Source organism: Helicobacter pylori (assembly GCF_021062735.1).
GTDB classification, from domain to species: Bacteria; Campylobacterota; Campylobacteria; order Campylobacterales; family Helicobacteraceae; genus Helicobacter; species Helicobacter pylori_DN.
The window spans coordinates 22019-32789 of sequence record NZ_JAHXLB010000016.1 but is presented as its reverse complement, the minus strand read 5'-3'; the positions used below and the strand labels follow the sequence as shown (position 1 = coordinate 32789).

At 37.5% G+C, this 10771-nt stretch carries 7 protein-coding genes and 3 pseudogenes; 1 reads left to right on the top strand and 9 read right to left on the bottom strand.

Annotation, left to right across the window (positions count from 1 at the left end; translation table 11 throughout):
- The 9 genes and pseudogenes from KX581_RS07065 to KX581_RS07025 all read right to left on the bottom strand — a co-directional run.
- A pseudogene (locus KX581_RS07065) lies at positions 1-2375 on the bottom strand (DUF3519 domain-containing protein); the annotation flags it as partial.
- A gap of 57 nt (positions 2376-2432) precedes the next feature.
- Positions 2433-4089: pseudogene (locus KX581_RS07060) on the bottom strand (AAA family ATPase).
- 1 nt (position 4090) lies between these two features.
- On the bottom strand, positions 4091-5662 hold the full coding sequence (dnaG, locus tag KX581_RS07055; RefSeq protein ID WP_231175962.1) for a DNA primase: 1572 nt from the start codon (positions 5660-5662) through the stop codon (positions 4091-4093).
- Complete coding sequence (locus tag KX581_RS07050; RefSeq protein ID WP_231175961.1) at positions 5659-6837, bottom strand: RAD55 family ATPase; 1179 nt, start codon at positions 6835-6837, stop codon at positions 5659-5661. Before KX581_RS07050 ends, dnaG begins: the two co-directional genes overlap by 4 nt.
- A gap of 11 nt (positions 6838-6848) precedes the next feature.
- On the bottom strand, positions 6849-7115 hold the full coding sequence (locus KX581_RS07045; RefSeq protein WP_231175960.1) for a hypothetical protein: 267 nt from the start codon (positions 7113-7115) through the stop codon (positions 6849-6851).
- Positions 7116-7304: 189 nt separating this feature from the next.
- Positions 7305-8299 (bottom strand): annotated as a pseudogene (locus tag KX581_RS07040) (helix-turn-helix domain-containing protein).
- A complete protein-coding gene (locus tag KX581_RS07035; protein WP_231175959.1) occupies positions 8296-8604 on the bottom strand; it encodes a hypothetical protein in 309 nt (102 codons plus the stop codon). The pseudogene KX581_RS07040 and the gene KX581_RS07035 overlap by 4 nt, the downstream one beginning before the upstream one ends.
- A 1-nt stretch (position 8605) precedes the next feature.
- A complete protein-coding gene (locus tag KX581_RS07030) occupies positions 8606-8827 on the bottom strand; it encodes a hypothetical protein (protein WP_231175963.1) in 222 nt (73 codons plus the stop codon).
- 141 nt (positions 8828-8968) lie between these two features.
- Positions 8969-9304 (bottom strand): hypothetical protein, encoded by a 336-nt coding sequence (locus KX581_RS07025; protein ID WP_231175958.1) that lies wholly within the window; start codon positions 9302-9304, stop codon positions 8969-8971.
- 298 nt (positions 9305-9602) lie between these two features.
- Here KX581_RS07025 and metK point away from each other — a divergent pair, with 298 nt between their 5' ends.
- On the top strand, positions 9603-10760 hold the full coding sequence (gene metK / locus KX581_RS07020) for a methionine adenosyltransferase (protein ID WP_078285029.1): 1158 nt from the start codon (positions 9603-9605) through the stop codon (positions 10758-10760).
- Positions 10761-10771: the final 11 nt, after the last annotated feature.

Genomic DNA, 10771 nt, shown 5'->3' with positions numbered 1-10771 from the left:
TTTCTTGCGATCTTTGCATCATTTTTAAAAAGCTTATGAAAACCGCTCGCTATATCAATGTATTCTTTAGCCTTCTTTGTGGTAAAAACTTCGTCTTTAAACTCGTTGAGCTTGTTGAAAAACTGCGCGCTGTCAAACACTTTTAAGCTTTCATCTTGTTTTAGGCTTTGTTCCATCAAGCGGTTAAGCATGCTTAATTCTAAACGTTCCTTATCGCTTTCTTGTAAGCCTTTCGTTAAGGCTTGGTAATTGGTCAAATCCTTTTGACCTTGTCCTTTGATAATTTTCATTAAACTATTGATAGCGTCGCTTTCTTGCGTGTTTTTGTCTCGTATCTTAGCCTTATCCACTAGCTCTAAAGCCTGCTTCATTTCCCTATAATCGCTAATAGCACTTTTATGGAGTTCGCTAATTTTTTTATAAGCGCTTTTGTTTTGCTTGAGTAGGCTCTCTATGGCGTTGTCTATGTCGTTCTTTAGAAAATTAGCGCTCGCTTTTTGGATATATCCTAAAGTAGAAGGATCTTTGACATTCCTTAAATAAGCGTTGATTAGCTGGCGTGAGTTCTTCAATTGCTCATAAGTAACACCGTTTGGGTTATATACATTTTCTTCAATCTGCCTTAAAAAGCTTTTAGCCTGCGGATCAATTTCTCCTTGCGCTTTCAAGTCGTTTAAAAACTTTTGAAAATTCGTTGCATCTTGCACGCTCTCTCTTAAATTCACCTTATAGCTGTCGTCGTATAGCTTTCCTATGATTTCGTTCAAGGCTTTGTAGTAGCTTTCTTTGGTTCCTTGTTCTAAATTGTCAAAAACGCTTTTTATTTCATAATCTTTTAAATCAAACTGCTTTAAGGATTTGGTTAAATTCTCGGTCGTTTGGTTTAAAATGGATTTTAAATTAGCGTTAGCTTTAGGGCTTAAGTTAGCCGCTTCAATCAAAAACGCTAAAGTGTTGCCGGTTTCATCGCTGCGGATCGCTCTTATGAAGGCTTGTTGCTGTTCTTTGTGGTTGTCTAGCGTTAAGATTTCTTTCACTTTATCGTAAGCTTTAAGCTTGTTTTCATCGCCGTTAAAAACGCTTTGTAGCTTGTCTCTTAAAAAATCCTTACCGCTTTCTTGGTTAATCTTGGTTTCGCCACCAAACTGCGCGCTAAATTCTTTTAAGGCTTGTTGCTGTTCTTTAGATAGCGTGGTTTCTATGATCTCGCTGGCGCGCTTGGCGTTACCGGTGAAAAAGTTTTTAGTGAATTGAAACGGCATGCTCATTTCCGCTAATTTTAACGGCGCTTTAGCAAGCGGTTTTAAAACCTTACCGGCTCCTATGATCGTATCGGTCGCTAAAGATAAAGCGCCTTCACTTAACGCATGCCTTATGATTTCATCGGCTTTATTCTCTCTATCAAGCGCTAAATTAGTTACTATCGCATCGCTTGCGGCTCCTACTGTTGCTCCTAAGGCTGCACCGGCGATCGCACCTCCCACTAATCCTAAAGCTCCCGCGCTCTTGCCGTATTTAGCGCCTGTGATACCACCGGCAACACTCCCGGCTATGGAAAACTTATTATTTAAAAGGTTTTGCGTGAAATTGTCTATAAAGCCGTCGTTAATCTTATAAACCTTATCACCTTTGGTTACAAAAGGTTCATTTTTTTCATTGTAGATCACGCCATCAAAATGATAAAGGTTAATAGCTATCGTTTCAAAATCTTGTTTAGCTTTTTCTTGCGCTTGTTTGTCTTCGCTTGTGAATAGACTAAAAAAGTCCTTGTTCTTGTCAATGTTGCTAAAGGCTGAATAGGCTTTCTGTATTTCTTTGGTTATGTCCTTAGCTTTTTCTTTTTCCTTGTATTTCTTAAGCTTTTCAACTTCGCTTTTACCTGTAATAGCATCAAGCGCATTATTTAAAAAACCGCTATCATCGCTGATTAAGTCCTTATCGCTTTGCGTGAGTTCTTTAGTCGTTTTGTTTAGTATCGCTTTTCTTTGTAAGTCTTTTTGATAGTCTTCTTTGGCGATCTCGTTCTTGGTTTTAAGCGGGTTAAAAAGGCTTGTTTCGGCTTTATTGTAATAATCATCTTTGATCGCATTGGGCAAGTCTTTAAATTCTAGCTTGCTGTCTAAAGCTTGCGTTTTAAGGTCGGTTAGCTGTTTTTCTCGCTCTTTGGCGTTGTCGGTTTGATACCCTACAAAACTACCTAACTTGTCTAATAAACCTAACTCATTGAGTTCTTTGGATTTTTGATTGAGATCTATAATAAGATCTTTTCTTTTTTGTTCTAATTGCTCAGGCGTGAGAATGGGATTTTTTAGCGGGTATAGTGGCGTGCTGGGTAAGTTTTTCAAATCAATTTCGCTATTTTCTAATCCTTGCATGCATCATTCCTAAATCATTTTAATTATTTAAGCAAAAAAAACGCTTGATTTTAAGGGTTATTCTTTAAGTAATAGCCGTCCTAGTTCGTTCTGTTGTTGTGGGCTTAATTCTAAAAAGCGCTTTAAAAACCGTTCTTCGCTTTCACCGATCCGATAAAATCCTAAAATGTTTTTAATCTTGGTTTCTATTTCATAGTATTCTCTTATAGATTCGTTCTTATCGCTAAAAGTCGCCATTGCGTAGGATCTTCCTCTCCCGTTGTCATTTAAATACTCTTGTATATATAAAAAATTTTTGAAGGTTAGGCGTTCGTTCCCTATGGCGTTAATCTCATTATTTAGGTTGTTTCTTTCTTGCTCAAGGTTTCGTTTAGCGTTTTCTATGGTTTGTTTTTCTCGCTCTTTTTCGTTGCGTTGGTGTTCTAGGTTTTGCTTTTGTTGTTCTATAGGGTTTTTTGCTTGTTCTTTTTGATTTATAGCGTTCTTTAGCGTTTCGGTATAGTTTTTGCTTGGCTTTAATGCTTTCTTTCAATTTTAGGGCGTTTTCTTGCTCTTTTAGGATTTCTTGTGCTAAAGCGTTTAAGTCTTTTCCTTTTAAACGTTCTTGTTCCTGGTTAATGGTGTTTTCTAACTTTTCAATCTTTGCTAAATCTTTCTTATTGATTGGCGCTGTTAGGATCTTAAGCCTTAAGCCTTTTGAATATTGGGAAACTTGTTTGAAAAATAAGGCGCTTTCTAACTTCTCGCTTTTGTGGTTTACCACTAAATCGTAAAACTTCAAGGCTTTCACTTGTTCTGTATCTCTTAGAGCGTTGTAGCGATCATTACCCGGTAAAAACTTTTGATAGTTGTTACATAAAACCTGGTTTAAGGCGTTCGTTCTAAATTGGTTATTGATGCCGTCCATGTTGTTAGGCGCGTTTAGAGCGTTATAGGTAACTTTACCTGGGTTATGGTATTCATAAATAAAGCCTTTAGGGAGTATTGCATAAGGATTGGTTAAAAAAAAGTTCGTTCGCGCGTTTTCTTGGCGTGTTTGATTTAGTGCGTGTTGTTGCTTGGCTTCTATGTTAGGAGGGTTATCGGTCAAAAAATTAAATTGTGTCTTCCATCTGGATTGTTTTTTAAGGCGTTTGAGTTCTTGTTTGAGCTTTTCTAATTGTTTCAAGCTTTCTTTAATTTCTTTTTCAACTTGCTTTTTAGCGTTCGTTTGTAATTCTAAAGCGTTTAATTTTTCTTGTTCTTGGCTTATTGCGTTTGCGTTGGCGGTTATTTCATTGTTCAAGCCTGCTATTTCTTGGTTTAGGTTATTTAGCGCTTCTTGTTGCTTATGGATTTCTTGGTTTAGTGGGTGGATTTCGTGGTTTAGGTGGTTAATAGCGTTTTGTTTAGCGTTTATTTCGTTATTTAGGCTGTTAATGCGGTTTTGTAGGTTTAGAACGCGTTCAATGGCGTTTTTTAGCCTTTCATTAGAATAGTAGTTTTTTTCTGCTAAGAATTTTTTAATCACTGAATAATAGCCTTGCGAATCATCATAGTATCCTACGATTTGATGATTTTCATCCCAAAATTTCTGTGGGAAGCCACTTAAGCCTCCGCTAGAGCTTGCGTTACTTAAAGCGTTCCCTAAAGAGTTGATAAAACCGCTTAAGAAGTTGTTGCTAAATCCCGATCCGCTAGATCCCGATCCTACGCTTATGTCAATCCAACTCATGCTAAACCTCTTGAATTTCTTTAATTTTAGCGTTTATCGCTTCCGCTAAAGCGTAATCCTTGCGATCTAAAGCGTCCGCTAAAGAATGTTTTAAGCCTTTAGTTTTGAGTTCCACAATAGCGCTTTTTTGATAGCTTTTATCAATAGGCTTAAATTTTTTTAAAAAGTCTAAACCCCTAAAATCTCCGCTAACAAGCCGCTTAAAGAATGTAGGATAACCAACATCACTCGGCGTTAAATAATGCCTTGCAATGTATCTAAACTCTTCGTTTTGTAGCATTGTAGAATAAATCCGCGCTTCTAGTAGATCTAATTTAGCCGGTTTCTGTTTTTCTCTAATGGGTTTAATGTTTTTTTGTTCTAAAAATGAATTTAAGATTTTGATTAGATCGCTTTGCGTGAAAGGTTCAAAAACTTCAAGAATTTTTAAAATGTGTTTGTAGTTTAAATCCTTTTGCGGCGTGAGTAGCTCTGCTCTTAACAAATAAGCGCAATAAAACTTAAAGCCGTTAATCTTGCTTAAATTAGGGCGTTTGTTTAATTTTTGGTAATCTCCTAAATCCTTGACGCTAGGATCTTTAATCTTGATCACGCTCATGTTGGTAATGTGATTTTTCAAACACAATTCAAGCGCTCTAATGGTGGCTTCTATTCCTGAGTCGTCGTTATCAAAACTAAAACACAATTCCACACTAAGCTTATTCAAAAACGCTAAGTGTTCTTTAGTGAATGCGGTCCCGCTCGTGCAAATGGCGTTTTTATAATCAAAATGCTCATAAGCTAGAACATCAAAAAAGCCCTCGCATATAATAACCTGCTTCTTTTGTTTGATAGATTCTATCGCTCGGTAGTAGTTGAACAAAAAAAACGATTTGTTGTAAATTTGCGTTTCTCTGCCGTTAATGTATTTAGGGGCGTTGTTGGATTGTAGAAGTCTTGGGATACAAAGCCTCGTGCTAAAGCTTCTAATGTGGCCTTTGCGATCTTTTAATGGGATTGTAATGCGGTAGTTGCAAAAGCTTCTTAATTCTTTGTCTTCGTTCCTGTTAGAAAAAAGACCGCATGCGATCAAATCACTTTCGCTAAATCGCTCTTTCAAAACTTCTAAATCACCATGCAAACAATAACCTAAATCATAAGCCTCTATCATTTCTAAACTGATCGCGCGCGTTTGCGTTAAATAGTTCAACACTTTCGGCTCGGTTTTAATCCTTTCTTTAAAAAGGTTGTTAGCAAACGCTAAAATTTCTTTTAGTTGGTTGTTGCGTTCGGTTTTAGCATCGCTTTCATACTCTAAAGAGTAATTATAGATTTTAGCTATTTCTTCAACGGCTTCAATGAAACTTAACTTTTTGTATTCTTGCAAAAACTTCAATGCATCACCGCTCACACCACACCCAAAACAATGGTAAATATTTTTTTCAGGACTTACCATAAAACTGGCGCTTCTTTCATCATGAAACGGGCAAGAAGCTTTAAAACTCGCTCCTACTTTGTATAAATCAATGTAGCACTCTAAAACTTCCATGATTTGAATGCGTTCTTTTAGTGGATCTAAATTAGTGATTTTCATAGTGGACCTTGATGCTCTTCATGCTCGTCTTGTGGTGGTTGCTGTTCCTTCTCGTAATAATCCACTTCAAAAAAACGATAATCAACATTTTTTACATACCTATAACCGCTTAAACCTGTTTGCTTGTTTTTGAGAATAACGATTCTTCGGTGCTTGCTTCGCTCGTTGAAATCTTTAATGCTCTTCATTTGGGGTGGTTTTAGCCGTTCTATGCGGATCATTAAATGCGCTTCATGACCACCTTTGCGTGATCCTGTTGGCGTGTAGCTGTCGCTTTTAGAATTTTGCACGATAAAAATAATCAACACTTGCAAGCTCCTAGCGGTTTCACCTAATGCGGTAAATTTAGTAGTTTCTATTTCTTCTTCGATCGTTCTGCCTACGATGGGCGCTTGGATCTTCATCTGGCTGTCTATTAAAAAAACCTTATGACCCTCTTTAGCTAGTGATCTAATCTGTGAGATGAGATCGTTAAGCTCGCAACTTTGATCGTCTATAAAATAATTTTCCGCTTTCACATTGAAATTTTTGCTTTTCAAGGTTTCAATATGCTTTCTAACGCTAAATTCAAACCCAAAATAAGTTACCTTGTGCTGCTTTTGCGCGTTCATCAAAAACTGCACGCCTAAAAGCGTTTTGCCGGCTTCAGGATCACCACTGAGTAAAACCATTTGGCCTAATTCAATACCTCCCTCAGTGATAGAGTCTAAAAAGTTAATTCCGGTTTCTATCTTTTCAATAGGAGGCTTATTTTTGAAATATTCCTCCCATTCCCAAAAATACCTACCGTTCCTAACAATTCCTAAATTAATGTATTTGCTTAAAAACTCGTAATCAAAAACCTCGCTCTTGCGTGTGGCTTCTTTGAGTTTGTTAGCGAGGGTCTCTTGCATTTGAAAACACAAATGCGTTTTAAAATCGCTTTTTAGGTTCAAGTAATCCGGGTAGCTATCCGCTTCTAAAATGCGCTTAAACTCTTCGCTTTCAAATTCCTTTTCGCCGATCCTAAGCTTGATCGTTTCAAGCCTTGGCACTTGGTTTAAATGATTCATTCCTATCAAAACTTTTATAAGTTTTTGATTGAATGGCGTAAAGCTTTTAAGACTGATGCCTTCTAAAAAATCCTCTATGTGTTTGGGATAGTCTAAAAAACTTTTCATTATCAAATTTTCCATGTCGTTTCTTCCTATCGTTTCTTTTGGTTCTTTTCTTCTAAAACTTCTAAAAAGCTTTCAAATTCCTTTAAGGTCAAATGCACCAACAAGTTTTCTTTTTTGAATTGGTTAAGGCCTTTCAAAAAAGCTAAACGGATAATTTGCACTAGCTTGTAATTGTTTTTTCTTTTGAGCTTTTGCAATTCTTTCAAGTTGCTTTCTCTTAAGCTGATTTTTTTTTGTTTGGTTAGTAAGAGTTCTTTTATAAGCTCGTTGCGATCGTTCCCATGCCTTTTCATTGCTTTGTCCTTTCTGCGTTTCTATGAAAAAAATGATCAAGCGTTCTAAAACTTGGCTTCGGGATCGGTTTTCTATGATTTTGAGCGCTTCTAAAATCTCTAAAATACCGTTTTCAAGTAAAACGCTATTCGTCCATACCTTCGGCTTAAAATTCCCATTAGCGTGCTTGTAATCTCGCATATCTACACCTACCAAATGACCATGCCGTTATACTTGGGATTTCCCTTGCATTGCGTGTAATCAAAATGTTCCATGATTTCGTCGTTGCGTTGTTCTGCTTCGCTTTTGTGGCTGTATCTTGGCTTTTCAAAATGCATGACCTCATAAATTTCGTTATAGTTTCGGCGGATGGATTGGTTGATACAAGCCACTAAATCGCATCCTTGCACTTTCAAGGCTTCGGCTTGGTGTAAAAGAGCTTTTTTAGTGCTATAGCTTAATTTGTGCTTCTCGCTGCGATAATTCAAAAATTCTTCAAAGGCTAACCTCTCGATTGGTTTAGGTGTTTAGTGTCTAAATTCCCTAAAATAGAGCTAAAAAAAGCACTAAAACGATTGAATAAACTAGGATTAGAGATTTTTGAACTTTTAAAAGCAGAATCACTATCAAGATTTTTACGATCTCTTGGGTTAGTGCAATCTTGATTTTTTTCTTCAAATCTTTTAGTTGAAAAATTTTCACTCACGCGTATATTTTCATGTTTATTTTGATCTTTTATTAAGGTAAACGCTGGAAAATAAGTGCTTGTGGATTGAGCTTCGGCATTGTCGGCGTTTGAGCCTTGTTTTTGTGGTTTTATCCACATGGATTTATTTTCCATGTGGTTAGCGTCTTTTTTGGCTTCTTTTTGAGCGGTTTTTTTGTCTTGTTTTTCGCTTGGGTTTTTAGAAAAATTGCCCATGATGAATTGGAAAAATTTTCCGAATGTTCCATCGTTTTTGCGTTCTCTTTCAAATTCAATATAACCTAACTCTTTAAGTTCGTTCAAATACTTGTAAATCGTTTTAGTGTTTCTGTTGAATCGTTTAGCTATGTCTTCAATAGTGAGTTTAAAAGTGGTTGCGTGCTTTTTCACATAAGCGTAAATCGCTATCGCTATGTCAGAGACTCGTTCATCATCGCAGATCTCATTTGAGATTTGCGTATAACCGAATTTCATGGGTTGTTTTAGGATATAGTTCATTGTTGATCCTTTTTGTGTGTTTTAGAGCCTTTTAAGGCTTTCAAATAGGCACATAAATCTTTACCGAGATCGTTTAAGTAACAAACCTTGTAATAGTTGTTTTTCTTTTCGCTTTCTTTCTTTTTATTAACAATCCATTGATCGCATAAGCCTTTTTTTTCAAGCTTGTTGAAAATCTTAAGCGTGTAGTAGTAATCAATGTTGAGATCTTTTGAGATCTTGTCGGCGCTTTTAGGTAAATACGCTTGTTTAAACAGTGCTTGTAAGACTTCTAAATCGATCGGTTGTAGTTTTTCTTGTTCCATTTCAAACCGCCTTTTTTTTGATGAGGAGTAGGATAGAATAGCTCATTACGCGCTTATTCCTCACGTTGCAAACGCTGGATTTAATCGTGTGCGTTTGTTGGAGTTTTTCTAATTTTTGAATGAAATCAAAAAAACTTATATCCGCATCGCTTTCCTTGATCGTTTGATACGATAGGTATTGAAACACTTCTTTAGTGTGGTTGTTTTGGTTGTTGTCGTTCATAGTATCCCCCTTTGCGTTTTTCATAATAACCCCTTTATAAGGCGTAAGCTGTAGCTAAAATCAAGCTAAACGCTATCATTAAAACCCATTCAAAACGATCCGCTTTTTTTTCTAAAGGCTTGTTCAGTTTTTTGTTAGGCTTCATTCTTGCCCCCTTTGCTCGGCTTCATCGCTTTTAAAAGCGTTCGCGTGGTTGGCTTGTTTATCGCCTTGTTGGGTCTCTTGGCTTTTTTTAACGCTGGCTTGTGAGTTGTCTCTAATCGTGGTAATTTGCCGCTTACTAAAGGCTCTTTTAGTGGGTTTTATAGCGTGGTTTTTAGCGCGCTCTTTAGATTTAGGCTTTAATGCGCTTTGTCTTGCGCTCTCGCTTGTGTTGGCGTTATCGCTAGTTTGAACGCTTCTTTTTTGCACTTGCATGATCTGTGTGATCTCCATAAGCTGGTTAAAGCTTGTTGCTGTCTCGTTTTTTTGTCTCATATTTTGAGGCTCCTTTCGTGTTTTAACGCCCTTTTATAGGCGTTTGTTGGTTTAAAAATGCGTTAGCTTTTAAAAATGCTTGTTGATTTGTGAGACAAAAAGATTAACCACCCGCTTGGGTATTTGAATGCCAAAAATCATTTATTTTTTTCAAATAATCCCCTATTTTGTGGCTCTTAAAAAAGATTTTTGTTTTTGTGTTTTTTAGGGTTTTTTGTGTGTTGTTTGGTTGGAGTTGTGAAATAAGCTATAATAAGCCCATTTTGAATACGAATGATTATTTTAATAAGGACAATCAATGAAAGATAGTTTTCTTTTCACTTCTGAATCAGTAACCGAGGGGCATCCTGATAAAATGGCTGATCAAATCAGCGATGCGGTTTTAGATTACATCATTGAGCGCGATCAAAAAGCCAAAGTCGCATGCGAGACTTTAGTTTCTAACGGGTTTTGCATGATCACTGGCGAGTTAAAAACTTCTGTTTATGCCCCTATGCAAGAGATTGCAAGAGAAGTGGTTAAAAAGATTGGCTATACAGACGCTCTTTATGGCTTTGATTACAGGAGTGCGGCGGTTTTGAATGGCGTTGGCGAGCAAAGCCCTGATATTAATCAAGGCGTGGATAGAGAAGATGGCGAGATTGGGGCAGGGGATCAAGGGCTTATGTTTGGTTATGCGTGCAAGGAGACTGAAACGCTCATGCCCTTACCCATTCATTTAGCGCACCAGCTCACTTTCGCTCTGGCTCAAAAAAGAAAAGACAACACTCTGCCTTTTTTAAGGCCTGATGGCAAGTCTCAAGTGAGCGTGCGTTATGAAAACAACAAGCCTGTAAGCATTGATACGATTGTCATTTCCACCCAACATTCCCCAGAAGTTTCGCAAAAGCATTTAAAAGAGGCCGTGATTGAAGAGATCGTGTATAAGGTTTTACCCAAAGAATATTTGCACGACAATATCAAGTTTTTTGTCAATCCCACGGGAAAATTCGTTATCGGTGGGCCGCAAGGCGATGCGGGTTTGACGGGCAGAAAAATCATCGTGGACACTTATGGGGGGAGTTGCCCGCATGGCGGGGGAGCGTTTAGCGGGAAAGACCCTAGTAAGGTGGATAGGAGCGCAGCTTATGCGGCCCGCTATGTGGCTAAAAATTTGGTAGCGAGTGGGGTTTGCGATAAAGCGACCGTGCAGCTTGCTTATGCGATTGGGGTGATAGAGCCAGTGTCTATCTATGTGAACACGCATAACACGAGCAAGTATTCAAGCGCAGAGCTAGAAAAATGCGTGAAATCGGTTTTCAAACTCACGCCAAAAGGCATTATTGAAAGCTTGGATTTATTAAGACCCATTTATTCGCTCACTTCAGTTTATGGGCATTTTGGGCGCGAGTTAGAGGAATTCACTTGGGAAAAAACCAACAAAGCTGAGGAGATTAAAGCGTTCTTTAAGCGTTAAAAAATATTTTA